General features: G+C 58.3%; 20 protein-coding genes and 1 pseudogene. 11 read left to right on the top strand and 10 right to left on the bottom strand.

The annotated features are described in order from the left end of the window. Positions 1–14: 14 nt before the first annotated feature. Positions 15–128 (bottom strand): cytochrome b6-f complex subunit V, encoded by a 114-nt coding sequence (petG, locus tag NW805_RS08250; protein ID WP_011433989.1) that lies wholly within the window; start codon positions 126–128, stop codon positions 15–17. 146 nt (positions 129–274) lie between these two features. Between petG and NW805_RS08255 the strand changes: the two genes are divergently transcribed. Then, positions 275–1,687, top strand: a complete 1,413-nt coding sequence (locus NW805_RS08255) for a 2-succinylbenzoate--CoA ligase (RefSeq protein WP_414422206.1) — start codon at positions 275–277, stop codon at positions 1,685–1,687. Here the strand turns inward: NW805_RS08255 and NW805_RS08260 are convergent. Beyond that, the gene (locus tag NW805_RS08260; protein WP_011433991.1) at positions 1,684–2,277 is read right to left on the bottom strand and encodes a J domain-containing protein; all 594 of its coding nucleotides are present in this window, start codon (positions 2,275–2,277) and stop codon (positions 1,684–1,686) included. The two genes, NW805_RS08255 and NW805_RS08260, sit on opposite strands and share 4 nt — an antisense overlap. 236 nt (positions 2,278–2,513) lie before the next feature. Between NW805_RS08260 and NW805_RS08265 the strand changes: the two genes are divergently transcribed. Beyond that, the gene (locus NW805_RS08265; RefSeq protein WP_414422207.1) at positions 2,514–3,269 is read left to right on the top strand and encodes an ankyrin repeat domain-containing protein; all 756 of its coding nucleotides are present in this window, start codon (positions 2,514–2,516) and stop codon (positions 3,267–3,269) included. A gap of 1,169 nt (positions 3,270–4,438) precedes the next feature. Here NW805_RS08265 and NW805_RS08270 read toward each other — a convergent pair. The 3 genes from NW805_RS08270 to NW805_RS08280 all read right to left on the bottom strand — a co-directional run bounded on the left by NW805_RS08270 (position 4,439) and on the right by NW805_RS08280 (position 6,660). Further along, the gene (locus NW805_RS08270; protein ID WP_414341609.1) at positions 4,439–5,011 is read right to left on the bottom strand and encodes a metal-binding protein; all 573 of its coding nucleotides are present in this window, start codon (positions 5,009–5,011) and stop codon (positions 4,439–4,441) included. Positions 5,012–5,090: 79 nt separating this feature from the next. Continuing rightward, entirely contained in the window at positions 5,091–6,101 is a 1,011-nt protein-coding gene (locus tag NW805_RS08275) for a putative 2-dehydropantoate 2-reductase (RefSeq protein ID WP_414422208.1), read from the bottom strand. A gap of 19 nt (positions 6,102–6,120) precedes the next feature. After that, a complete protein-coding gene (locus NW805_RS08280; protein WP_414422209.1) occupies positions 6,121–6,660 on the bottom strand; it encodes a phosphoribosyltransferase family protein in 540 nt (179 codons plus the stop codon). Between the two features lie 156 nt (positions 6,661–6,816). Here NW805_RS08280 and NW805_RS08285 point away from each other — a divergent pair, with 156 nt between their 5' ends. Both NW805_RS08285 and NW805_RS08290 read left to right on the top strand, forming a co-directional pair. Beyond that, complete coding sequence (locus NW805_RS08285) at positions 6,817–8,142, top strand: RNA-guided endonuclease InsQ/TnpB family protein (RefSeq protein WP_414422210.1); 1,326 nt, start codon at positions 6,817–6,819, stop codon at positions 8,140–8,142. Positions 8,143–8,241: 99 nt separating this feature from the next. Then, a complete protein-coding gene (locus NW805_RS08290; protein ID WP_414356737.1) occupies positions 8,242–8,772 on the top strand; it encodes a pentapeptide repeat-containing protein in 531 nt (176 codons plus the stop codon). An 84-nt stretch (positions 8,773–8,856) separates the two neighbouring features. Here NW805_RS08290 and NW805_RS08295 read toward each other — a convergent pair whose 3' ends face one another. After that, positions 8,857–9,570 (bottom strand): heme oxygenase (biliverdin-producing), encoded by a 714-nt coding sequence (locus NW805_RS08295; RefSeq protein WP_414422232.1) that lies wholly within the window; start codon positions 9,568–9,570, stop codon positions 8,857–8,859. Positions 9,571–10,144: 574 nt separating this feature from the next. Between NW805_RS08295 and rpoB the strand changes: the two genes are divergently transcribed. The 4 genes and pseudogenes from rpoB to NW805_RS08315 all read left to right on the top strand — a co-directional run bounded on the left by rpoB (position 10,145) and on the right by NW805_RS08315 (position 20,231). Then, positions 10,145–13,564, top strand: a complete 3,420-nt coding sequence (gene rpoB / locus NW805_RS08300) for a DNA-directed RNA polymerase subunit beta (protein ID WP_414422211.1) — start codon at positions 10,145–10,147, stop codon at positions 13,562–13,564. Positions 13,565–13,679: 115 nt separating this feature from the next. Next, the gene (locus tag NW805_RS08305) at positions 13,680–15,563 is read left to right on the top strand and encodes a DNA-directed RNA polymerase subunit gamma (RefSeq protein ID WP_414382414.1); all 1,884 of its coding nucleotides are present in this window, start codon (positions 13,680–13,682) and stop codon (positions 15,561–15,563) included. A 53-nt stretch (positions 15,564–15,616) separates the two neighbouring features. Beyond that, a pseudogene (locus NW805_RS08310) lies at positions 15,617–19,534 on the top strand (DNA-directed RNA polymerase subunit beta'). Beyond that, the gene (locus NW805_RS08315) at positions 19,512–20,231 is read left to right on the top strand and encodes a uracil-DNA glycosylase (protein WP_414422212.1); all 720 of its coding nucleotides are present in this window, start codon (positions 19,512–19,514) and stop codon (positions 20,229–20,231) included. Before NW805_RS08310 ends, NW805_RS08315 begins: the two are co-directional and overlap by 23 nt. A gap of 3 nt (positions 20,232–20,234) precedes the next feature. Here NW805_RS08315 and tenA read toward each other — a convergent pair whose 3' ends face one another. From tenA to NW805_RS08330, 3 genes are all read right to left on the bottom strand, one after another. Continuing rightward, a complete protein-coding gene (tenA, locus tag NW805_RS08320) occupies positions 20,235–20,894 on the bottom strand; it encodes a thiaminase II (protein ID WP_414422213.1) in 660 nt (219 codons plus the stop codon). A 321-nt stretch (positions 20,895–21,215) separates the two neighbouring features. Further along, positions 21,216–22,241: a long-chain acyl-[acyl-carrier-protein] reductase gene (locus tag NW805_RS08325; RefSeq protein ID WP_011434004.1), complete on the bottom strand. Its 1,026-nt coding sequence runs from the start codon at positions 22,239–22,241 to the stop codon at positions 21,216–21,218. Positions 22,242–22,351: 110 nt separating this feature from the next. Continuing rightward, entirely contained in the window at positions 22,352–23,083 is a 732-nt protein-coding gene (locus NW805_RS08330; RefSeq protein WP_414422233.1) for an aldehyde oxygenase (deformylating), read from the bottom strand. Positions 23,084–23,278: 195 nt separating this feature from the next. Here NW805_RS08330 and NW805_RS08335 point away from each other — a divergent pair, with 195 nt between their 5' ends. Then, positions 23,279–23,587, top strand: coding sequence for a hypothetical protein (locus NW805_RS08335; protein WP_414330858.1), 309 nt, complete (start codon positions 23,279–23,281; stop codon positions 23,585–23,587). Between the two features lie 14 nt (positions 23,588–23,601). On the opposite strand, the gene NW805_RS08340 is transcribed toward NW805_RS08335, so the two are convergent. Next, positions 23,602–24,096: a pentapeptide repeat-containing protein gene (locus NW805_RS08340; protein WP_414422214.1), complete on the bottom strand. Its 495-nt coding sequence runs from the start codon at positions 24,094–24,096 to the stop codon at positions 23,602–23,604. A 100-nt stretch (positions 24,097–24,196) separates the two neighbouring features. On the opposite strand from NW805_RS08340, the gene NW805_RS08345 reads away from it, so the two are divergent. Both NW805_RS08345 and NW805_RS08350 read left to right on the top strand, forming a co-directional pair. Further along, a complete protein-coding gene (locus NW805_RS08345; RefSeq protein WP_238376787.1) occupies positions 24,197–24,505 on the top strand; it encodes a gas vesicle protein GvpV in 309 nt (102 codons plus the stop codon). Between the two features lie 186 nt (positions 24,506–24,691). Further along, complete coding sequence (locus NW805_RS08350; protein WP_414330863.1) at positions 24,692–25,723, top strand: ABC transporter substrate-binding protein; 1,032 nt, start codon at positions 24,692–24,694, stop codon at positions 25,721–25,723. The last annotated feature ends 2 nt before the right edge of the window (positions 25,724–25,725 follow it).

Consider the following 25,725-nt stretch of genomic DNA (forward strand, 5'->3'; position numbering starts at 1 on the left):
CCCAAAGGCTGCTCCTACAGGCCGATCTTGTTGCTGCGTTGATACTGCCTGTAGGCTGCCACGAACAAGCCCGCCAAGGTGACCACCACCATTCCCAACACGATCCCCAACAAAATCGGCTCGATCACAACACAGACCTCCCAGTTCAAACCTAGATCATGATAAGCCAAGCCCAAACCTATCCTCACCGTTCCTTGCCAAGGAAATCGAGGGGGGATCCCCTAATAAAATGCAGGGGATCCGCGAAGCCGTTGAGATGGCATACCCATAGCCCATGAGGTCAATTGTCTTGTCCGGGGATGGCGGAGACTTGAAGGAGTGCCTGTCCAAACTGGAAGAGCAACTGCGCCCTTTGGCAGACAAGGCCGTTCCCCTGCTGGTGGCGGACTCGCATCCAGTGCAGGTGTGGGCGGCAGTTTTGACCTGCCAACGCTTGGGGATCCCGCTGTTCCTGGGTAATCCCCACTGGGGAGAACGGGAATGGGGACAGGCTTTGGCGGATATGGGATCCGGCTGGTGCTGGCGCCAGGGACGGCTGGAAGGGGATCCCGCCCCCTTGAATCCGCGCCTGCGAGAGTTGCGGGAAGTTTTGCCCAGCTCCCATTGGCCGTTGATCGGCATCCCCACCGGTGGCTCCGGCGGCCAGATAAAATGGGCCATGCACTCTTGGCTGACCCTCAGTGCCTCGGCCAAAGCCCACCAACAGCACTTTGCCGTCGGGCCTGTACACAGCTATTGCCTTCTGCCCTTGTACCACGTCAGCGGCTTGATGCAGGCAGTCCGCTCCTGGCTGAGCGGTGGGCAGTGGGTTGTCTGGGATTGGAAACGGCAACAGCAGGCCAAGGCTTGGGATCCCCCTTTGCCGGGGAGCTTTCTATCGCTGGTGCCCACTCAGTTACAACGGCTGTTGCTCAGCGCCCATCCGGGAGTTTTGGAGAGCCTGCGCCAATTTCGGGCCATTTTGGTCGGCGGTGGCCCCACCTGGCCCAGCTTGCGGCAACAGGCCCGGCAACTTCACCTTCCCCTTGCCCTCACCTACGGTATGACCGAGACCGCCTCCCAGGTGTGTACGTTACTGCCAGAAGCCTTTTGGCAAGGGAGCGACAGTCTGGGTCGGCCTCTGCCCCACGCCACGCTCCAGATCCGCAGCGAAAAAGGGGATCCCCTGCCCAGCCATGCTGTGGGCTACATTCACATTCAGGCAGAGTCGCTGGCACTGGGCTACTACCCGCACCTAAGTGCTACGCACCGCTTACGCGAAGGGCAACAGCAAGGCTTTACCCCCGGCGATTTGGGCTATCTAGACCGACAGGGATCCCTCTATTGGTTAGGTCGAGCCGATGACCTAATCCTAACCGGCGGGGAAAAGGTGATGGCTGCAGAAGTGGAAGGGGAGATCCGAGCCAGCGGCTGGGTGGAAGATGTGTGCGTGTTGGGCCTACCGGATGCCGAATGGGGGCAGCAGGTGGTGGCGGTGGTCGTCCCCAAAACAGGGATCCCGGCAATCCCCAAAGAGCTGGAAATGCACCTGAAGCAACACCTAAGCCGCCAACTGAGTCCCTTCAAGCACCCCAAGCACTGGCTGTGGTGTACGGGGATCCCGCGCAACCCTCAGGGCAAAGTCAACCGCCAACAACTCCGGCAGTGGGCAGCTCAGACGTTGGGGATCCCAACGCAGGCAAGTTAGCGGGATCCCTCCCGAATGCCCAGACGGGCTAAATCTCGCTTGATTTCAAAGGCCAATTCTCGGTTGTGCGGCTCCGTGGCCAAAGCTTTTCTCAAGTAGGCTTCCGCCTGCTGATAGCGCCCCTCGTAGATCAAATGGTTGCCGAAGCGCTGGTAGGCCAACGCCAAGATGTGGATGGCCTCGCTGGAGTTGGGAAACCGTTTCAGCAGCGCCTCCGCCTGGGCCACCGCCGTGGGCAACTTCCGCTCCCGCCAGGCTGCCTTGACGCGGGCAATCCCCTCCTTGAGCCCTTCCGGATTGGGCTGCTCTGCCGATGAGGGGCCTATGCTGCGAATGACCACCCGCCTTTCGCCGGCAGCAGGAGAGCTGGGTGGAGATTGACGTTGTGCAGATTGACGTTGTGCATCGTAGCGCCGCCGCTGCTCAGGGTCGCTCAGCACTTGGTAGGCTTGGTGGATTTGTTGGAAACGCTCTCGGGATCCCTCCCCTGCCACATCAGGGTGAAACTGCCGCGCCAACCGTCGAAACGCCTGTTTAATCTCTTCAATGTCCGCTGCAGGAGATAGGTTCAGGATCGCGTAGTAATCCATAAACGGTGGCGCAACTAAGGGATCGGGAAAAGACCTGGCCAAAAACCAGCTCTAGTCTATCGCTGCGGCCCCGGCTTGACCAAGGGATCCCACCAAGCGCTTGGTTCTCCCGCTTCCCTCAGCAGCAGGGATCCAGTGTTAGACTTTGCCCAAGTTGTTTGGAGCCTCCATTCCGGCCTATCGAGGATCCCTTCCTGTTGCCCAACTTCATTGCAACTTTTTTATTTCTATCTGTTATGAGTGAAGCGCTTCATCAAGCTCTTGCCAATCGAGATCTAAAACAATTATTGACCCATTTGCAGCGGGGGGAAGATGTGAATGCTGTCGATGCTCAGGGAATGACTTTGCTTCATAAAGCGACACTCCTTGGCGATTTGGAACTGCTGGACTTGCTCTTAGTATATGGCGCCTCCCCCAATGCCTTAGATCCCACAGGTGCTACCCCTCTCCATTTGGCTGCCGACAGCGGTCAGGTCAAGCTGGTGGAGCGTCTCTTGAGGGCAGGCAGTGATATCAATCTCCCAGATAACCATGGCTATACCCCTCTCCAGCGGGCTGCTTTAACCGATCAGGCGGAGGTAATCGGTCTGCTCATCCAGAAGGGAGCCAACACCGGTCGTGTTCTCCACTGGGCCACAGCCACCGGTCGAAAAAGCATTCTGGCCCGCCTACTATCCAAGGGAGCGCCGGTGGATGCCACTGACGAAACAGGCCGAACCCCTCTGCATGAAGCCGCCACCCGAGGGGATTTGGGCATCGCTCGCTTTCTGCTCTTGTACGGGGCCAATGCCAATGCGCGCAACCGATTCGGGGCGACACCGATGCACTGGGCTGCTTGGGAAGGACACATCGAAATCCTGGAGCTTTTGCTGGAAAATGGAGCCGAACTAAACCCTCGCAATGAAGATGGGCATACCCCCTTAGCCTATGCACAAAAACGCCAACACAGGCTGGCTGCTCAATGGTTACAAGATCGAGGAGCAACTCTTTAGCTTGGTATCAAGTTTGGCATAGAGAGTAAAACAAAAGTTAATGAAAATGCTGCTATTTCAAGTCATAGGGTATTTGGTCTTCCTCCCTTCTCGTGAGATGGGGTTTGAGAGTGAGGGTAACCCCTACAGAAAAAAGGAGAGAGGCTGTTAGGCTTTCCTCCCTCCAGTCTCTTCGTCGCGGTTAGCGTTAACGCCAGCTAGATTCTAACTGATTCTTCCACCTGATTCAACTTTTTTCTAGAGTTTCTCTTGAGCCCAACATAAATTTTTGAACGACAAAACAAGACATAGGACAGACAGTTTGTCCCAAAAGGTTGGTCTTTTTCCTTAGCTTCTGACAAGTTTGCAAAGGAAACTAGAGCAGCAATCTTTGTATTCGGTCTTGTCTTCCGGTTCCCGAAGCCAGATTGCCCCCTTCCAAAGCCATAACCCTCAGCCGCTGTTGCTCCTTTACACTGCCACCTCCACAGATTGACATGAGCAAGCAAAAAATCTCTCTATCAACTGATTCTGACTCTCATTAGCACAGAACCTTACTTAGCCTTGGAGAGGAGAAAAAGGGATCCCTGCTGACGCAGATGGCCAGCTCTGCCAGCACAGGATCCCTGCCGCATCCAAGACAAGAGAGGAAGACTGATGGATATGACTCCACCACTCAACTGAGTAACAGCATAGCTTTATTGAGATTAAATCGCAATACCTAGCCAACGTAAGAGGAAATGTTCTTGACAAAACTGCTTCAAGTAGTCGTTTCAAGTTAGGGTGAGACGCTTGGGCTACTGAGGAGAGCCTTCTGATTCCCTGTATTCAAGGCTTTAGGTATGGGTGCAGTGTCCCAGTTTGAATCGAAATGGCCACAAGCAGAGTACCTGGGCTAAAGGGTAATTGGCCAAGATTTGCAGTTTCAGCCCTCTTGAGAGGATAGGTCGCGGAGTTGTGGGCACAGCACAGGTTCAAGGGGGGGTGAGGGGCTGATAGCAGTCGTGGTTCTTATTACCCTCTATTTCAACTGCTCGCGTAGCGGGCCGGAGGCCTTAGCAGGAAGCAACCGGTCGTTTGTTTCACCTTGACGGTGAGATAAATGACTACGCGTTGCGGAACAGTAGGTAACCTCACTGCCATTCAAATGCCGTGGCGGGCGAAAAATCAAACCTTGGCCCAATGGATCCCTAGCCACGATAGCTGAGTCGCCTGGCAGGAGATCGAACCTGACGGCGTTTTCTGCGCCAGCGTTTCCAGCGGGAGACCATCCAGTCGCTTAGGCTGTGGTTCACCGATCCCAGTTCCAACCCCATCCCAATCCAAAAGAGCATCTCGGCGTGAACTTGCAGCAATTGCCAGAGATCGCTGCCCCACACCCAGGGTTGCCACATCCACCAGCCCAACCGGGATCCCAGCCAAGCCCCCAGCAGGCCAGCTCCTCCTGCCCATAGGCTCAAGTACAGTACCCGCACGGCGGTGCCCACAATCGGCCCATGAGACCAAAAGGAGCGATGCCGCATCCACTTGCGGTAGGGCAGCCAAATCCAGCGCAAGAACAGCCAGCGTTGATACTGTCGGGAACAGGTGTCCAGATCTCCAGAAAACATCAGGCCGCTGAACAGATAGGCGGATCCCACAGCCAGGGCAACTGTGGTGCTGTTCCCCAACACACCGGCGGCTAGGGTGATGCCGGGGGCCGTCCAGAGGGTAATGCGATCGTGGGTGGATCCCAGCGGCATAAAGCCAGAGCAACAGTACACGACTGCGGCTCAGTCTACCCGCAAGCAAAGGAGAAAGCCTGCTCCAGCCCTGGGATCGCTCCGCCGGATCTTGAAAAACTTAAGCCTGCTGCTCCCCAGGGATCCCTCGATTCAGGCGATCCAACACCTGCAACTGTCGGTAGAGCATTTCAACCCGTGGCAGATGGATCCCAGCTTGTCGAGCGTACTGCAGTGGGTTGCCGAAGATCACCTGCAGTTCCAGAGGACGTTTGCGCTCATAGTCGATTTTCATGCTGGTGCGGTAGGGGGCCATTTTCTCGGTATTGGTGAGCATTTCTTGGATCAGGGAGTCGGGAAGCAGGCGATCACAAGCTGCAGCTCCCTGTATCACCTCCTGCATCAGCGTTTCCGCCAAAGCACGGGCCTCAGGGTCTCGAATCATTTGCTGAGTATCGGCATTGAACACCACCGAGAGGCCGTTGAAGGGAATATTCCAGACCAGTTTCTGCCAGCGGGCCAACATCAAATCTGGAGAGAGAGAGGTCGGGATCCCTGCCCGTTGAAAATCGGCTTGAACTTGTTGAAGGCGGGGCGTGATCCCTTGGGGGGCATAGCCAGGGCCGTACTCTGCCAGCAGCACCGAACCGTAATCCAGATGGTGAATGTGGCCGGGGCCAACCTTATTGGAGCTGATGAAGCAGAGGCCCCCCATGACCCGCTCTGGGCCAACGCAATCGGCAATCTCGGGTTCCACCCCCAGCCCGTTTTGCAACAAGATCACCACGCCATTCTCGGCCAACACAGGCGGGATCAAGTGCGGCAGAAGCGCATTTTGGGTGGCTTTCAAAGCCACGATCACGCCTTCGCAAGCCGGCATGTCCTCCACGGCTGCGTAGGCATTCACCTGGGGCAAATGAAAATCCCCCCAGCAGGACTGCACCCAGAGGCCGCTTTGGCGAACATGGTCATAGTCGCTGTGCAGCAGAAAATGCACCGAAAAGCCCGCCTGTTGCAATTTCGCCCCATAAAATCCTCCCAAAGCACCCGTACCCAAAACAGCGTAACGGCGAGTTTCCGGCAACCGAGGCATGGCGGCAAGTTTTAGCAGGTCATCCCCAAAATACCGCACCCCAGCGCCGGCTCAGGGTTTAATCTTTGCTGTTTTGTCTATCAACAGTACCCGCTCTTCTGCATCGGTTTCCCGCAGATGGACTCTCACCATTTGCTCCGGTTCTGTGGAAAGCTGACAACCGCAGTAATCGGGCTGGATGGGGAACTGCCGGTGACCCCGGTCGATCAACACCGCCAATCGCACCGTCCGGTCGCCCAAAGTGGTTTAGAGCCTCCAAAGCTGCTCGCACGGTGCGACCGCGAAAGATCACATCATCTACCAGCACCACCTCTTGGCCGGTTAGGTCACGCGGCATTTCGCTGCGATCGGGGGTGCGCAACCCGCCGGCGCTCAAATCGTCGCGGAAAAAAGTGATGTCCAGCTCCCCCACTTGGGGCGGGATCCCCAGCAGAGTGGCAATCCGATCCCGCAGGCGGTAGGCCAGGGGAACTCCCCGGGTGCGAATGCCGATCAACGTCAACTTTTGGAGGTGGGGATGATCCCTGCCGATCGCCTCTGCCAGACCCTCGATCAGCCCGGCCAACTGCTCCGCATCGAAGACCTCGATCTCGGACATGGATCCCTGTCGCCCCCTCGCCAATCGCGGATCTGGTCTGTAGAAGACTTTAACAAAACGCGCGGAATTCCCCACCCTCTGTAGGGTGGGGATGGATAGCGCCACTGGATTTGTGGAGCACTCAGAACTGGGACAGGTGGGGGTAGGATAACGCATATGGCAACCAGAAGGCAGACCTTTCGACTGTATCCCAGCAAAGCTCAGGAAAAGGCTTTGCTCGAGGCTCGTCGTCTGCACTGCTACCTCTACAACGCCTGTGTCAGCCACCGGGAAACCGAGTACAAGCTCCACCGCCGAACGGTGACCTACCTGGAACAGCAGAACCTACTCCCCGAATTCAAGCAGGTGTGGGTGGAGTTTGCCCAACTGAACTCCCAAGCCCTGCAAGCCACCGTCAAGCGGGTGGATTATGCTTACCAACGGTTCTTTCGAGGACTGAGTAGGAAGCCGAGGTTCAAGTCCATTCGCCGGTATTCGGGCTGGACGTATCCTGCCCGGTCGGGGTGGAAGGTCAACAGCACGGGAAAGCATGGCACGGTCACACTCAATGACTTGGGCATTACCCTGAAAATGCGCGGTCAAGCCAAGCATTGGGGCGTGCCAACAACGCTGACTATCGTCTACAAGCCGTCCCGGCGGCAGTGGTTCGCTTCGTTTACGGTTGAGGTTGCCATACCAGAGCCTAAGTTTGGGTCGCAGTCGGATTTGCGATATGAGTCCATCGTTGCCTATGACTTGGGTACAGAGACCGCCCTGACGTTGTTTGACGGGGCGGAGTTTCGGGAGATTGCCAATCCCCGTTTTACTCAACGGAGTGAGGAGAAGATTCGCAGAGTCGCCAGACTGAAGCGCAGAAAGCGTGCCCCTAAAAAGGGCGTAAAGGCTTCCAGGAGATGGAAGAAAATTCACCGGCGGGAAGCGCAACTGCAAGCAAAGGTTGCCCGTCAGCGCAAAGACTGGCAACACAAAGTTACGTCAGAGATAGCTTGTCGTTATGACGTCGGCGTAACGGAGAAGCTGCATGTCAAAGGGATGACCCGCAAGGGTGGGAAGCGCAAGGCAGGGCTAAACAAGTCGATTTTGTCGGTGGGGTTCGGTACATTGAACCAGATGATTACCTACAAAATCGAGCAGAAAGGTGGTTTAGTTCTCATGTTTCCTACGCAAACCCTCAAGCCCTCGCAACGCTGTCCCAAGTGCGGGGCAGTTCACAAGGAGTGGGCGGACTTGAGCAACCGCTATCATGTCTGCTCGGCTTGTGGGTTTGAGGTACCGAGGGATCGGGGTTCGGTGATGGTGATGTACAACGTTGCCACTAATCGGCAACCGGGGTTGGGAACTAGCCTCGTGAGTCTTGGATGCTTCAGCTCTACTTCAAAGTCCTGCGGGTCTATGAAGCAACTGGGGCAGAGGAAGAGACTAAAATCCTGCCGTCAAGGGGATGGGGCATCAGAAACCCCATCCGCCTATGCGGTGGGGTAGTTCATGATAGCCCAACCTGCCGGCGGGATCCCTATCCGGTAAGATAAAACCAGAAGCAATTCCCAAGCCATGGAGGTTTCCTTGAGGGAGGGATCCACGATGTCTGTTGCTTGGCTGGCTTCGGTTCTGGCGAGGCGGTCTTGGCTGAGCCGTTTCCTGCGGGGGATGGTGCTTTGCGGGCTGATACTCTGCCTGGGGGTTACTCCGCTGGGATCCCCGGCCCAGGCAGAGGACTACACCAAACGAGATCTGCAGGGGGTGAGCTTTGCAGGGCAAGACCTGAGCGGCTGGAAGTTTCTCAAGGCCAACCTGCGCCAAAGCGATCTCAGCCATGTGAAGGCGGCAGGGGCAAACCTATTCGGGGCCAATCTCAGCAAAGCCAACTTGCGCGGGGCCGACCTGCGGGGGGCCACTTTGGACATGGCCAACTTACAGGGTGCGGATCTGCGAGAAGCGCAACTGCAGGACAGCATGATGTGGCTGGCCCGAGTCGAAGGGATCCAAATTGATGGGGCCGATTTCACCAATGCCTTAATACGCCAAGACGCCCTCTCCATCCTCTGTGAACGGGCCACCGGCGTTAACCCTGTAACTGGTCGGGCCACCCGCGACACTCTTGAATGTGACTGATCCTCACCCCCGGCTCTTCTCCCAGAGGGAGAGGGGAGATAGGCAGCAGAACCCATCGCCTCACTGCCCTCTGGAATCCGGATTTTAGGAGCTGGGAGCGGCTGCCTCAGAACGGGTGGGCTTGCGTTGAAACTGGCTGAGCAGCGAATTCCAGGCCAAGCGGGCCATCGACAACAGCCAATTCCCCTCCAACTCCCTAAACAAGTCCATGTTCAGCTTGAAGGCATAATTGGCCTCTGCCACAATGCGGTCGATGGTGGCTTGATCCAGCTCCAACGCATCCAGCTGGGCGCGGTAGCGCTGCTTGAATTTGCCCTCATGAGGGATCTGCTCGAAATCGTAGAAGGCCGTTCCTTCCCCCTGCGGCAAGCCCATGGCCCGGCGGGCAATGTTTTTGAGGATTTGACCGCCCGACAGGTCGCCGATGTAGCGGGTGTAGGCGTGAGCGATCAGCAGAAGCGGATCTTTTTCCACCACTTCCCGAATGCGGTTGACATAGACCTGGCAGGCAGGGGAGGGCTTGACCAAAGAGCGCCAGTTGGGGCCAACAAAATAATTTAAATCCTTCTCCAGGCTGGCCTTGCGCCACAGCTCTGGGTAGTAGAGCCGGCCCACCAGGGGGTGCTCTCGCAGTTGGGCAAAGCCTTCTTCCAAAGCGCTGTAGACAAAGTAGAAATTGCCCACGTAGCGGCTGTAGGCCCGCTTATCCACCACTCCCTTCAGGAAACACTTGATAAACACCATGTTCTCGGCCATGGTGTGGGACTGCTTGGTGCCCTCCCGCAACTGGGCCGACAGGCTGTTGTCCCGGTTACTCAAATCATTCTTATTCTGATTGTTGTGGCTTTGACTCACAAAACCCTCCTTGCCAACAAACTGCGCTTCTGGATCACCCGCAAGCCATCCGGAGGTTTCCCCAGCCTGAGAAGCTTTGTAAACCCATTCCTAACCCCTTCTCATGATTGTTGTTGATGGCTCCGCCACAGCCTGCATCAACAGCGTGCATCTCAAAAGCGACGCAAACCGGCGCCAAGTCCACTCTGTCGACCGGCTGAGCCTGTCAGAGCCACCCCTCCGATCCCCAAGGTTGACCGGAAATCCGAGCTGGAGCAGCGGATGATCCGCAAAAACGGTTAAAGATTAGAATAATCTGCTTGAGTGTGAATGGATGTGAACAATCCTTAAGGCATGGCGGAAACCGCCCCTGCCCCGGCAGCCAAAAGGGGATCCCCAGCGGTTTTGCCGAGATTTTCCAAGTGAGCCCTCAAGGGATCCGGACAGCCCCTCGACCTTTGTAACGTTCGTTGACGATCGTTGGCGGGGTTTCTATAATGAGAAGCCTGACTGCAGCGCGACCCCTCCCGAGCAACGCATGACACAATTAGCAGTGCCATCCCCTGTCGCTCCTACCTTTCCTGACCTGGTGGAGATTCAGCGGGAGAGTTTCTTGTGGTTTTTGCGAGAAGGGTTTGAAGAGGAGCTTCTCAGCTTTTCCCCCATCGTCGATTACACCGGCAAGCTGGAACTGCATTTCCTGCCCGAATATCGCCCTGGGGATCCCTCCAAAGGGTATAAGATTAACCGCCCTCGCTACGACCCCGAGGAGGCCAAGCGGCGGGATGCCACCTATCAAGCGCAGATCCGGGTGCCCACTCGCCTGATCAACAAAGAGACCGGCGAGATCAAAGACATGGACGTCTTCATCGGCGAACTGCCCTTGATGACGGATCGGGGCACCTTCATCATCAACGGCGCCGAGCGGGTGATCGTCAACCAAATTGTGCGCAGCCCCGGCGTCTATTACAAATCGGAGCTGGACAAAAACGGGCGTCGCACCTACAGCGCCAGCCTCATCCCCAACCGCGGTGCCTGGCTGAAGTTCGAGACCGACAAAAACGGCCTGGTGTGGGTGCGCATCGACAAAACCCGCAAGCTCTCGGCGGCAGTTCTGCTGAAAGCCTTGGGCCTGAGCGACTCCGAGATTTACGACAACCTGCGCCACCCCGAATTCTTCCAGAAAACCATGGAGAAAGAGGGGCCCTACACCGAAGAAGAAGCCCTAATGGAGCTGTACCGCAAGTTGCGGCCCGGGGAACCCCCCACCGTATCGGGTGGCCAGCAGTTGCTGGAATCCCGCTTCTTCGACCCCAAACGCTACGATTTGGGCCGGGTAGGGCGCTACAAGCTGAACAAAAAGTTAAATTTGAACGTAGCCGAAAGTGTGCGGGTGCTTACCGTCACCGACATTTTGGCCGTCATCGACTACCTGATCAATTTGGAGTACGACATCGGCCATGTGGACGACATCGACCACCTGGGCAACCGCCGCGTGCGCTCCGTGGGCGAGCTGCTGCAAAACCAGGTGCGGGTGGGCCTGAATCGCCTGGAGCGGATCATCCGAGAACGGATGACAGTCTCCGAGTCGGAAAACCTCACCCCGGCCTCTTTGGTCAACCCCAAACCCTTGGTGGCGGCCATTAAGGAGTTCTTCGGCTCCAGCCAGCTCTCCCAGTTCATGGATCAGACCAATCCCCTGGCGGAGCTGACCCACAAGCGCCGGTTATCTGCCCTGGGCCCCGGCGGCCTAAGTCGGGAACGGGCCGGCTTTGCGGGGCGGGATATCCACCCCAGCCACTACGGCCGCATCTGCCCCATCGAAACTCCAGAAGGCCCCAACGCCGGGTTGATTGGATCCCTGGCCACCCACGCCCGCGTCAACCAGTACGGCTTTATCGAAAGCCCCTATTACCGGGTCGAGAACGGCGTGGTGCGCAAAGATCTGGGCATGGTCTACCTCACCGCTGACGAAGAGGACGAGTACCGCGTGGCCCCGGGGGATGTGCCGGTGGATGCCGAGGGCCGCATCACTGCCGACTTGGTGCCGGTGCGCTACCGCCAAGAGTTCACCACCGCCCACCCCACAGAAGTGCACTACGTCCAAGTGGCGCCGGTGCAGGTCATCTCGGTGGCCACCTCCTTGATCCCCTTCCTGGAGCACGATGACGCCAACCGTGCCTTGATGGGAGCAAACATGCAGCGGCAGGCGGTGCCCCTGCTCAAGCCGGATCGGCCCTATGTGGGCACTGGCCTGGAAGCCCAGGCGGCACGCGACTCCGGCATGGTGGTGGTGTCGCGCACCAATGGCGTGGTGACCTATGTCTCTGCCGACGAAATCGTGGTGCGGCCAGACGACGGCGGGGATCCAATTGTCTATCGCCTGCAGAAATACCAGCGCTCCAACCAAGACACCTGCCTCAACCAGCGTCCCCTTGTCTATACGGGGGATCGGGTGGTGGCTGGCCAGGTGCTGGCGGATGGCCCGGCGACCGAAGGGGGCGAGTTGGCTTTGGGCCAAAACGTGTTGGTGGCCTACATGCCCTGGGAGGGCTACAACTACGAAGATGCCATCTTGATCAGCGAGCGGCTGGTCTACGACGATGTCTTTACCTCGGTACACATCGAGAAGCACGAGATCGAGGCCCGGCAAACCAAACTGGGCCCTGAGGAGATTACCCGCGAAATCCCCAACGTGGGGGAAGATGCCCTGCGGGACCTGGATGAGAACGGCATTGTGCGCATTGGGGCTTGGGTGGAGGCCGGCGACATTTTGGTGGGCAAAGTCACCCCCAAAGGGGAGTCGGATCAGCCCCCAGAAGAGCGGCTATTGCGGGCCATTTTCGGGGAAAAGGCTCGGGATGTGCGGGACAACTCGCTGCGGGTGCCCAACGGCGAGCGCGGTCGGGTGGTGGATGTACGCATCTTTACCCGCGAACAGGGGGATGAGCTGCCTCCCGGCGCCAACATGGTGGTGCGGGTCTACATTGCCCTCAAGCGCAAAATCCAGGTGGGGGACAAGATCGCGGGCCGTCACGGCAACAAAGGCATCATCTCCCGCATCTTGCCGATTGAGGACATGCCCTACCTAGCGGACGGCACACCGGTGGATGTGGTGCTCAACCCCTTGGGGGTGCCTTCCCGGATGAACGTGGGCCAAGTGTACGAGTGCCTGCTGGGCTGGGCAGCAGAACATCTGGGAGTGCGCTTCAAGCTGATGCCCTTTGATGAGATGCACGGTTTAGAAGCCTCCCGTCTGACGGTGGAGGCCAAGCTGAGGGAAGCCCGAGAGAAGACCGGCAAGGACTGGATCTTCAACCCGGAAGGCAGGTACTGCGGCAAAATCCAGGTGTTTGATGGTCGCACCGGGGAGCCCTTCGACCAGCCCGTTACGGTGGGCCGCGCCTACATGCTGAAGCTGGTGCACTTGGTGGATGACAAGATCCATGCCCGCTCCACCGGCCCCTATTCTTTGGTGACCCAGCAACCGCTAGGGGGCAAGGCGCAGCAGGGCGGCCAGCGCTTTGGGGAGATGGAGGTGTGGGCTTTGGAGGCGTTTGGGGCAGCCTACATCCTGCAGGAGTTGCTCACCGTCAAGTCCGACGACATGGTGGGGCGCAACGAGGCTCTCAACGCCATTGTCAAGGGCAAGCCGATCCCTCGACCCGGCACGCCGGAGTCCTTCAAGGTGCTGGTACGGGAGTTGCAGTCCCTCTGCCTAGATGTGTCTGTACACAAGGTGGAGGTGGACAGCGAAGGGCAAACCCACGATGTGGAAGTGGATCTGATGGCCGATACTTCCAACCGTCACACTCCCTCTCGACCCACCTATGAATCGGTTACGGCTGAGGATCTCTCGCCATCACCCGCCTTTACCAGAGTGCTCCGCACCGCTGACGCGAATGCCAGCCGCAGCCTTGAGGAAGATGAGGACGAGGAGGAGGAAGAGGACTTTTGAGGGTTGAGAGCGCTCCCCACCCCTGACGCGAACGTGACGGGGATCCCCTTCAACCCACGAAGGAGGGTGGGGCTTCCCTCTCCTTTGGGTTCAGCAAGCCAGGAGGAAAACGGCGATGGCCAAAACAGAGCAACGCTTTGACTATGTCAAAATCGGCTTGGCTTCTCCAGAACGGATCATGGAGTGGGGCCAGCGCACCCTGCCGAATGGTCAAGTGGTGGGGGAAGTCACCAAGCCCGAGACCATCAATTACCGCACCCTCAAGCCGGAGATGGATGGTCTTTTCTGTGAGCGCATCTTTGGGCCGGCCAAAGACTGGGAATGCCACTGCGGTAAGTACAAGCGAGTACGGCATCGGGGGATCGTCTGCGAGCGCTGTGGGGTGGAGGTGACCGAGTCGCGGGTGCGCCGCCACCGCATGGGCTACATCAAGTTGGCCGCTCCGGTCACCCACGTTTGGTATTTGAAAGGGATCCCCAGCCACATTGCCACTCTGTTGGACATGCCGCTGCGGGATGTGGAGCAAGTGGTGTACTTCAACGCCTACGTAGTGGTGGATCCGGGCAATGCCCAGAATCTCTCTTACAAGCAACTGTTGACGGAGGATCAATTCCTCGAGATCGAAGATCAGATGTACGAGGAGGGATCCGAACTGCAACTGCCGGAGAACTGGGCCATGATTGGGGCAGAGGCCATCGAGCGCCTGCTCAAGGATATCGACCTGGAAAAAGAGGCGGAGCAACTGCGGGAGGAGATCACCACTGCTCGCGGCCAAAAGCGGGCGCGCCTGATCAAGCGGCTGCGGGTGATCGACAACTTCATTGCCACCGGATCCCGTCCGGAGTGGATGGTGTTGCGGGTGCTGCCGGTGATCCCGCCGGATCTGCGCCCCATGGTGCAGTTGGATGGGGGCCGCTTTGCCACCAGCGACCTCAACGATCTCTACCGTCGTGTGATCAACCGCAACAACCGCCTGGCCCGGCTGCAGGAGATCATGGCACCGGAGATCATTGTGCGCAACGAAAAGCGCATGCTCCAGGAGGCGGTGGACGCGCTGATCGACAACGGTCGGCGGGGGCGCGTAGTGGCGGGGGCCAACAACCGTCCCCTCAAGTCCCTCTCCGACATCATCGAGGGCAAACAGGGGCGCTTCCGGCAAAACCTGTTGGGCAAACGGGTGGACTACTCCGGGCGTTCGGTGATCGTGGTGGGGCCCAACCTGCGCATGCACCAGTGTGGCCTGCCCAAAGAGATGGCCATCGAGCTGTTCCAGCCCTTTGTCATCCACAAATTGATCAAGCGGGGCATCGTCAACAACATCAAGGCCGCCAAAAAGCTGATCCAAAGCAACGACCCGCAGGTTTGGGATGTGCTGGAGGACGTGATCGACGGCCACCCGGTTTTGCTCAACCGCGCTCCCACGCTGCACCGCCTCGGGATCCAAGCCTTTGAACCGATCCTGGTGGAGGGAAGGGCGATTCAACTTCACCCTCTGGTTTGCCCCGCCTTCAATGCTGACTTCGACGGCGACCAGATGGCGGTGCATGTGCCCCTGTCGTTGGAAGCCCAGGCGGAAGCGCGCCTGCTGATGCTGGCCACCAACAACATCCTCTCCCCGGCCACTGGCGCTCCCATCATCACCCCCAGCCAAGATATGGTGTTGGGGTGCTACTACCTGACGGCGGACAACCCCCACGCGCCAGATATTGGCGATCGCTTCTTCGCCAGCTTGGAAGATGCTCTCATCGCCTACGACCGCGGCGCCATCGGCCTGCACAGCAAGGTCTGGGTGCGCTACCACGGCCCGATGGAGTTGGGCAAGGGCGAAAAAGAGTCCGAGCCGCAAATTATCGAAGAAGCGGGCGGCATCCGCCTCAAGATCACCAACTACCGCCGTATCCGCGAAGATCAAAACGGCAACGTGATCAGCCAGTACATTCGCACCACGCCGGGCCGGATCATTTTTAACAAGACCGTGCAGGATATTTTGTCTGCGTAGTTACCCTCTGCCGTAGGACGGCTCTTCTCTCCCCTTCTCTCTAGCGAGGCATCATGAGCGAAAAAGGACGATTTTCCGCTGGCCTGTCGCGGCAGGCTGCCGACGGCAACAAAGCCGACGCCCCTTTGCCCCCTGTGCCCTTTCGCAACTATCAAATTGGCAAAAAAGAGCTGCGTAACCTGATTGCCTGGTCTTTTGCCCGCTACGGCACAGCCCGCACCGCTCAGATGGCGGATGCTCTGAAGACCCTGGGCTTCAAATACGCCACCCAGGCAGCCGTCTCCATCAGCGTCGAAGATCTGCTAGTTCCCCCCAGCAAGCGGCAGTTGTTGGCTCTTTTTTTTTTTTATTTTTAGGCGTCCACCGAGATCTACACCCGCGGGGAAATCACAGAGGTGGAGCGCTACCAAAAGGTGATCGACACCTGGAACCAAACCAACGACCAGATCAAGGAGGAGATGCTCAGCAACTTCCGCCAGAACGATCCCCTTAACTCCGTCTACATGATGGCCAACTCGGGGGCGAGGGGGAATGTCTCCCAGGTACGGCAGTTGGTGGGCATGCGCGGCCTGATGGCCAACCCCCAGGGGGAGATCATCGATTTGCCCATCAAAACCAATTTCCGCGAGGGCCTGACCGTTACCGAGTACATCATCTCTTCCTATGGGGCCCGCAAGGGCTTGGTGGATACGGCCCTGCGCACCGCCGACTCTGGCTACCTCACCCGCCGCTTGGTGGATGTGTCTCAGGATGTGATCGTGCGGGAATCTGACTGCGGCACTGAGCAGGGCATCCTTCTGGAATACCTGATGGACGGGGACAAGGTGGTGGTGTCTCTGGAGGAGCGCTTGGTGGGCCGAGTGTTGGCGCGCGACGTGGTGCATCCACAAACTCAGGAGATCCTCGCCCGCCGCAACCAAGAAGTGGATCACGACTTGGCTAGAACCATTGCAGAGGCTGGCATCCGCCAGGTGATGGTGCGTTCTCCCCTCACCTGTGAAGCCAACCGCTCCGTGTGCCGGATGTGTTATGGCTGGAGCTTGGCCCACTCCCGCCTGGTGGATCTGGGGGAAGCGGTCGGGATCATCGCCGCCCAATCGATTGGGGAGCCGGGCACCCAGTTGACCATGCGCACCTTCCACACGGGAGGCGTGTTTACAGGGGAGGTGGCCCGCCAAATTCGCGCCCCCTTTGCGGGTGTGGTGCGGTTCCCGAAAAATCTGCGCACCCGCCCCTTCCGTACCCGCCACGGCGACGATGCTCTACAAGTGGAGGTAAACAACCAAATCATTTTGGAAGGCCCAGACGGTCAACGGGAGTCCTTCGACATGACTCAGGGATCCACCCTGCTGGTGCGGGACGGAGCCCAGGTGCAGCGGGATCAGTTGATTGCAGAGGTGTCCCTGGCCAAGGCCAGCCGTAAGAGCACCGAGAAAGCCCAGAAAGAGGTGGTGGCCGACCTGGCTGGAGAAATTCGCTTTGCCGATCTGCCCATCGAGGAGAAGACTGACCGCCAGGGTAACACCACCTACACTGCCCAGCGGCAGGGATTGATCTGGGTGATGTCTGGACAGGTGTACAACCTGCCTCCGGGGGCCGAGCCGGTGGTGAAAAACGGGGATCGGGTGCAGGCGGGGGATGTGATCGCCGAAACCTCGCTGGTGACGGAGCATGGCGGCATTGTGCGACTACCGGAGCGCAGCGACACCAGAAGTGGGCGCGAGGTGGAGATCATCAACGCTTCGGTGGTGTTGCGGGAAGCACGGGTACGGGTGGAATCCCACCAGGGGCGGGAACAATTTTTGCTGGACACTTCCAGTGGGCAGACCTTTGTTCTCAAGGCTACTCCGGGCACCAAAGTGGGCAACGATGAGGTGGTGGCGGAGCTGATCGACAACCACTTCCGCAGTCAGACGGGAGGCTTGGTGAAGTTCGCCGGCATTGAGGTGGCACGGCGCGGCAAGGCCAAGCAAGGTTACGAAGTCATCCAGGGCGGCACCCTGCTGTGGATCCCAGAAGAGACCCACGAGGTGAACAAGGACATCTCCCTGCTGAACGTGGACGATGGCCAGTATGTGGAAGCAGGCACTGAGGTGGTGAAAGACATCTTTTGCCAGAATGCCGGTGTTGTCGAAGTCATCCAGAAGAACGACATTCTGCGGGAGATTGTCATCAAGCCGGGATCCCTGCATCTGGTGGACAACCCCGCCGACTTGGAAGTGAAAAGTGGCACCCTAATCCAGCCAGGGCAACCGGTGCTCAGCAGCATCGTTCCCGACCGACTGGTCTACCTGGAACACGTGGAAACTCCCGAAGGCCCAGGCTTGCTGCTGCGTCCGGTGCAGGAGTACGAGATCCCCGACCGGCCCTTGGTGCCCACTCAAGAGTCCACCAGCGAGTCCGGTCGCTCCATTCGTCTGCGGGCGGTGCAGCGGGTTCCCTTCAAAGATGGGGAGCGGGTGAAGTCGGTAGGCCCTGTAGAGCTCCTGCGCACCCAACTGGTGCTGGAAATCGATACCGACGCCCCACAACTGAAGGCCGATATCGAGCTAATCCAAGACGAGAAGGATCCAGATATTCGCCGCCTGCAACTGGTGATTCTGGAAACCCTGCTGCTGCGCCGCGATGTGGAGGCAGATCTGACACAGGGGAGCACCCACACTCGGCTGTTGGTGAGCGAAGGAGACTCCATCTCCAGGGGAGGTGTTATTGCCCGAACCGAAATCCAAGCCAAAAAGGCCGGGATCGTCCAAGGGATCCGCCAGGGAGCGGAAGTGGTGCGGCGGGTGCTGGTGATTACCGACGACGATCTGGTGCAGGTGCCCCTGACAGGTTCAGCCAGCGTGGCGGTAGGGGCGCTGGTGCGGGCCGGAGATGAGCTTGCTCCCGGGATCCCTTCTCCACAGTCGGGACAGGTAATGCAGATAACGGACGGCCAAGTGGTGTTGCGGATAGCGCGGCCCTACTTGGTTTCTGCGGGTGCCATTCTGCAGGTACGAGATGGCGATCTGGTGCAGCGGGGGGATTCCCTGGCCCTCCTGGTGTTTGAGCGGGCCAAGACGGGGGACATCATCCAGGGTCTGCCGCGGATTGAGGAGCTGCTGGAGGCCCGCAAGCCCAAGGAAATGTGTGTTCTGGCCAAGCGGCCCGGCACCGTTCAACTGAGCTGGCGGGGAGAGGAGCCGGATTTGAAGGTCATCGAAGCCGATGGCACCGTTAGAGACTATCCTGTGCTGCCGGGGCAAAGCTTGATGGTGGTGGACGGACAGCCGGTGGGGGTGGGGGATCCCCTAACCGATGGCCCTGCCAACCCCCACGACCTCTTGGAGATCTACTACGAGTACCATCGCCAAACCTTGGGAGATGACCAAGCCGCACGGTTGGCTCTGCGGGAGGTGCAGCGCTTCTTTGTCAACGAAGTGCAGAACGTCTACCGCTCCCAGGGGGTGGAGATCTCCGACAAACACATTGAGATCGTGGTGCGCCAGATGACCTCCAAGGTGCGGGTGGATGATGGTGGCGACACCATCCTGTTGCCGGGGGAGCTGGTGGAGTTGCGGGAAATCCAGCAGATCAATGCCACCATGGCCATTACCGGAGGGGCGCCGGCCAAATACACGCCCGTCCTGCTGGGGATCACCAAGGCCAGCTTGAATACCGACAGCTTCATCTCAGCGGCCAGCTTCCAGGAAACCACCCGCGTGCTGACTGAGGCGGCCATTGAGGGCAAATCCGACTGGCTGCGCGGCTTGAAGGAAAACGTAATCATCGGGCGCTTGATCCCGGCAGGCACGGGCTTCACCACCTACGAGGAGATCACCCCCGAACCGGAGCCTGACGAAGAGGAAGAAGAGCCTGCAGTGTTGCCGGAGCTGCCGCCTCGTTTGATCTTGGAAGACGATCAGTTGATCGACGATTCCACCCCTGCCTTCGACGAGCTGGAGGAGGATGACGACGACGAGGAGGAGTAGGGCGCTGGGGATCCAGGAGTGGGCCACTTTGCAAGCTGAAATCGTCAGTTGCTGCCGCTGCCCCCGCTTGGTGGCTTGGCGAGAGGCAGTCGCCCTTCAGAAGGTGGCCCGTTTTCGCGACCAGCTCTACTGGGGCCGACCGGTGCCAGGGTTCGGGGATCCGCAGGCGCGGCTGTGGGTGATCGGGTTGGCGCCGGCAGCCCATGGGGGCAACCGCACCGGGCGCGTGTTTACCGGGGATCCCAGCGGGGACTGGCTGTTTCGCGCCCTGTACCGAGCCGGGTTTGCCAATCAGCCCACCTCTACCCACCGAGAGGATGGCCTGCAATTGCAGGATTGCTACATCTCGGCAGTGGTGCGCTGTGTGCCCCCGGAGAACCGCCCCACCGCCATAGAAGCCAAGACCTGCCTGGGCTACCTGAAGCAAGAGCTGGAGCTGCTAACCCAGGTGCGAGTGATCCTGACGTTGGGGCATTTTGCCTTCCAACACGCTCTGACGCTCTTGCCACCTCTCAGGCCCCGTCCCCGCTTTGGCCACAACTGCGTTATTCCCCTGGCAGAGGGTCGCTATTTGCTGGCGTCTTACCATCCCAGCCGGCGCAACACGGCCACACGGCTGCTGACGGAGCCGATGTTGGATGCCGTTTTCGCGCAGGCCCAGCAGTTGCTGCCTTTATATGCCGGCCCGACCGGCTGAGGATTAGGCGGGTTGCCAAGATTCGAGGCGATAGGCACTGTCCCAAAACAGCCATTCCAACCGGGAGGCAGTGACAAAAGCTGCCCTCATCTTTTCCCGCAGCGGTTCTGTAGCCTGCTGAGCGACGGAGTCGGTGATGTCCAAAGCCTGCTGCACCACTTGGGCAAATTCTTCCCCGGCGTAGGTGTCGATCCACTGTTGGTAGGGATTGTCAGGCTGCGCGGTGCGATAGATGGTGGATCCCACCTCTCGGTAGATCCAAAAGCAGGGCAGCACAGCAGCAATGGCCACCTCATAGGGATCCACAGCCGCCGCAGCCAATAAAAAACGGGTATAGGTAAAACAAGCAGGAGCATAGGCCGTTTCGGGTTGAATGTCGTAGAGGCGAAAATAGCTTTCGTGCAGGCTGCGTTCGGCCACAATGGCTCCCAGGGCAAAGTTCAAGAAACTCACCACTTGCTCAGCCCCTTCGGAACGAGCTCCGATCAAGGCCAGAGCGCGGGCAAAATCCGTGAGATAAAGAGCATCTTGCTGCAAATAAAACTGGAACCGCTGCCGCGATAGGCTGCCCGCTGCCAACTCTCGGTTGAAGGGGTGATCGAGGATTTGCTTGTAGATGGGCTGAATGGCTTGCCAAAGGTGGGCAGTAAAGGACTGGGGCATGGCGACCGTCTCTCGGCGTTTGGTCTTCAGCTAGAAATTGCAGGAGCCCCGCACTGTACCTATAAAGTCAGTGTTGGGAGGAATGCTATAATAATACTGCGGGCACCAGAAACGGTTTTTTTTAAGGCACTGGTAACGGTCGATTGGGGGTGCAGTAAACCACCCCAGAGGCTCGTGGTTGGCTTGCTAACTGCAGGGCTACTAAAAGCCCGCTCCGTACCGCCTAGCGGTTGGTGTCGGGTAGTTTACTCGATTGGTGATTGACCTGACCAGGGCCAGCACCTCTGCTGGGGCTGAGGCTTTCTTCATTTTGAATCTCAATTAGGCTTCGGGCATGAGGGGGCGGAACCCATGCTTGCGGGAAAGCTGCCCGATCAGATCCAATTTCTCAAGGGTGATCAAATTACGGCCCCAACTGAAATTGGTGTACAGCCCCTCAAACTCCAGCAGCATGGATTCAGCAAAGCAGGCAAAAAGCTGACGGGCCGGGTTGGCCACATTCAAAAACTGCATGATGTTCCATTCAATATCCAAAGAGTGCTCCACCATCCCCCCGTCAATGACGTAGAGTCCCTTTCGCTGCAAGCTGGAGGCGATGTTCTTTGGGTAGCCACCGTCGATGATGACACAGGGATCCGGCAAAACTTGGGGATCGAGGGCCATGCCTTGGCTCATGCTGGCCACCCAAACGATAAAGTCAGCGCGGGGCAGGGCCTCTTCCAGCGAAGAGATCTCCCCCTGCTTGAGCTTGGCCTGCAATTCCTCCAGACGCCGTCGCTCTCGGGCGATGAGCAACAATTTGCCCAAGTGAGTGTGGGCCACCAACCATTGACAAATGGCGCTGCCGATATCTCCGGTCGCCCCCACCACCGCAACCGTAGCGGCTGCCAAGTCCATGGCGTAGCGCTGGGCCGCCAACTGCAGTTGCTGACAGATGATGTAGGCCGTGTGGGTATTGCCGGTGGTAAAGCGTTGGATCTCCAAGTCAATGTTGCGGACTCGCCGGAGACTGTCGAGGCGAAAAGTCTCAAAAATGATGCTGCTAAATCCCCCCAAAGCAGTAATGTTCAAGCCGCGCCGCTGGGCTAGGGCCATGGCATTCAACACTTTCCGACAAGCTGCCTTCACCCGTCCCCCCGCCAACATCTCCGGCAAGAAACAGGATTCGACGTACTGCCCATAAATCTTTTGGCCGGTGATGCTGGTTACCGTGATCTCGTCCACCACCTGAGGGGGAGCCATGCACCAGAACTCCAGGTCGCTCTCCGCATATTCGGAATAACCCAGCTTGTCTGCCACCCGCTTCGCATGGGCCAGGCTGGTCAAGTGCCCAATCAGGCCGAACATAGAGATTTACCCGCTTGGATAACTGATGGATCCCATCAAAACATGTCCATACCCGCCTGTAGCCAGCCTAGAACTGCAGTCCGCCGGCAGAGGATGAATGCTGAGGTGGGTCATGCTGCCCGCAAACCCTGGGCTGAGAGGCGCATCACCTCGCGGGTGCTGAAGCCGATGTTGGCCAGCGCCTCTCCATAGGCAATCATAAAATCCTCGACGATGGCCTCGCGATCCATATAGATGGCTTCTACATCCTGGTCCACCTGCTGCAGCATCTGCCAGACCAAGGGCAGGTTCTGGGCGTTGGCCGCTTCGATCTGCGCTTTGACCTCGCCAAAATGCTCCCCTAGCCAGCGCTCTCCAAAATTGAGGTGCAGATATTCATCCTTGACCACCCCCTCGGTGATCTTGCGGGCAAACTCATCGGCGACGGGGATGTAAATGTTGTAGGCGGCAATGGCAAAGCATTCGATGATCAGCGACTGAATGACCAAGCAGGTAACTAGGTCTCCGGCTGCTGCCGCTTTTTGGAAATTGTTGCGCAAAGGGGCGAAGAAAGTGCGGGCAAACTCCCTATCCGGCTCTACCTGCAGGTTTTTGCCGCAGGATTGAAAGCCTTTCATGTGCCGCAATTCCATCTTGGCCAGCTTGTGCAGCTCCTCTGCCCCTTCCGGCAACATCTCGGCCAGCTTGAGGTAGTTGTCGTGGGCTTCTTGTTCCCCTTCGATCACAATGCCGTTGATGCGAGAGTAGGCCTGCCGGTAAACCGCGCTGCCATAGTCCAAGGTGGTGCCACCCTCATCGGCTAAAGGCTGGGGGGTATTGGGCAGGACGTTCACTGGGGCCATACTCATGCATCTCCTCTCGGTGTTGTTTGGGTGTTGTTGATTGTCTATGCTGACTCGACAATCGCCTCGATTGCAGTTGAATCGCTCTCTTAACTCAGAATAGCTGTAGCTGCCGCAGAATTGGCGGGATTCCTTTTGCGGAATGATAGGGGTCTGCTAGGGTGAGGGTTCGAGTGCCGTTGTGGAGCCTGCTGTATGTCTGCTCTTGGGGATGGCCTGAACCAACTGCGCCAGTTGCTGGTGGAGCTGGAGGAACGATCCCTCGATCAGCCGATTGGCAGTGCCGAGGAGGTGCTGCAGGCCATTGAGCTAGCCACGGCTTTTGAGCTGTTTGAGGCGGAGAGCAGCGGTTTGCTGCTGCAGATTGTGGCCAATCTCTGGGATCGGGTACGGCAGCAGGATTTGTCTCCAGGGGAGATTCAGACGGTATCGGAGAAGTTGCGGGCGGTGGGCTATACCGATGCCGAAATTCAGGAGATCCTGGACTTGGAGCCGGAGGACTAGCCCCATTTCCCCCTCTAGGCTTGAACCATGCCCAGCTCCACCGGTGTAACACCCGCTTCCATCTGAGTGGTGGCGTCGTAGCAAGCCCCTCGCAGGTTGGCCAGCTTGAGTTTGCACTGGGCAAGAAGGGCTCCTCTCAAGTTGGCCCCGGTGAGATTGGCCCCTGCCAGGTCCGCTTGGCTGAGATCGGCTTCGCTCAAGTCCGCTTCGGCCAGGTTGGCCCCACGCAAGTTGGCTCCTTGCAATCGGGATCCCTGCAGCTTGGCTTTCTCTAGGTTGGCCAGCCGCAGGTTGGATCCCTGCAGATCCGCTTGGCTGAGGTCGGCGCCGCTCAGGTAGGCCCGCTCCAGGTTGGCAGAGGCCAGCTTTGCCTGGTGGAGAATGGATCCCCCCAAGTCGATCCCGGCCAAGTCGGCCCCGGCCAGATCAGCTCCGGCCAGTTGGCTGTTGCTGAAGTCCCGCTCACCGCTGCCGTAGCGTTGCAACAGGTCTGCTCCAGTTTCCACCATCGCTGTTTTCCACACCGGACGAATGGATCCTACCTAGGAATAGAAGGGCCGCCAAGAGCACGCTAGGATAGGCGCAAGCCGTTTTCCGGGATCCCCCCTTATGAGCTTGCCCCGTGTGCCCCGAACTCGACCTCGCCCCAAGCTGCGCTCGATCCCTCGCCGCCAAACCGAATCCGCCCTCTATGCCGAAATGCAGCAGCTCACTGTCGAAAAGCAGCGGCTCAACCAAGAGCTAGAGTTTATTCGAGAGCGGCAAGGGCAAATCCACGCGCGACTTCAGGAAATCGAGCAGGCCATGCAACACCTTCAGCAGGAGGCAAAAGCCTTTCGGGATCCCGCTCCTGCCTCTGAACCCGCCCAGCTCAGATCCCGCCCTTCCCGCTTCCCGCCCATGACCTTCGAGTATTGAGGGATCCCCTTGGTTAAGTCCCATCACTCTGGAAGATCGGAAAATCCAAAGCCAACCCAAGCAACAAGTTGGGGGATTTTGTAGCCAAATTAACTATTTGCTGCTCGTCTCAAGCCGACCATAGAATCCAGGCCAGCGAACAGCCATTCTCAAGCTGGCTGCACAGTTACTTGAACTTCCAGGCTTATGACTTCTTCTCCACAGATCTCGCGTCGCCGCCGGTTTTTGTCCTGGGTGCTAGGGTTGTTGCCCACCCTTTTGCTGGGAAGCTCCTCTCCCGCTCTGGCCCGACCCCCCATTCAGATGGGCTACAGCAATTGGGCAGGTTGGTGGCCGTGGGCCATTGGAGAAGAAGAGGGCATTTTCAAGAAAAATGGGGCCAACGTGCAGTTGCGCTGGTTCGATGGCTACATTGAGTCGATGGAAGCCTTTGCCGCCGGACAACTGGATGCCAATACCCAAACCCTGAACGATACGCTCTCCTTCGCGCCGAAATCTGTGAATGGTCAGGTGGTGGTGCTGGTCAACGACAACTCGGCAGGCAACGACAAGATCATCGTCCGGGAAGGGATCAACACCATTGCCGACCTAGTGGGTAAGCGGGTGGCTGTGGAAGAAGGCGTGGTGGATGACTTTCTGCTGACGCTGGGGCTGGAGCGGGAGGGATTTTCCCGCGACGATGTGATCATTGTGCCCTTGGAAACCGGAGCCGCCGCCGCTGCTTTTGCTGCCGGTCAGGTGGATGCGGTGGGAGCCTTTCCGCCCTTTTGGTTGACAGCCCTGGAGCGCCCTGGAAGCAAGGAGCTGTTCTCTTCGGCGGAGTTCCCAGGGGCCATTCCCGATTTGTTGGTGGTCAGCCAAAAATTGATTGACGAGCAGCCGGATCAGGTGCAGGCTTTGGTGAATAGCTGGTTCGATATTCTGAAGTTCATGGAGGAGAACCCGCAGCGAGCCGACGAAATCATGGCCAGACGTGCCGGTGTCACCCCAGAGGAGCTGCAACTGTTCAAAGATGGCATTCGTTTCTTCACCATAGAAGACAACCTAAAAGCCTTCAGCCCCGGCGAGGGAATGCAGCACATGCCCTATGCGGCCAGACAAATGGTGGACTTCATGGTGAGAGTGGGCTTCATCTCGGAGGGGCCCAAGGATCTGGAGGCATTGTTCGATGACCGCTTCGTTCGCGCCTATGCCGAGTCGGTGGGTGTTAGACGGTGAGA

It is taken from the genome of Synechococcus sp. W60.1 (assembly GCF_047461575.1).
Lineage (GTDB): Bacteria > Cyanobacteriota > Cyanobacteriia > Thermostichales > Thermostichaceae > Thermostichus.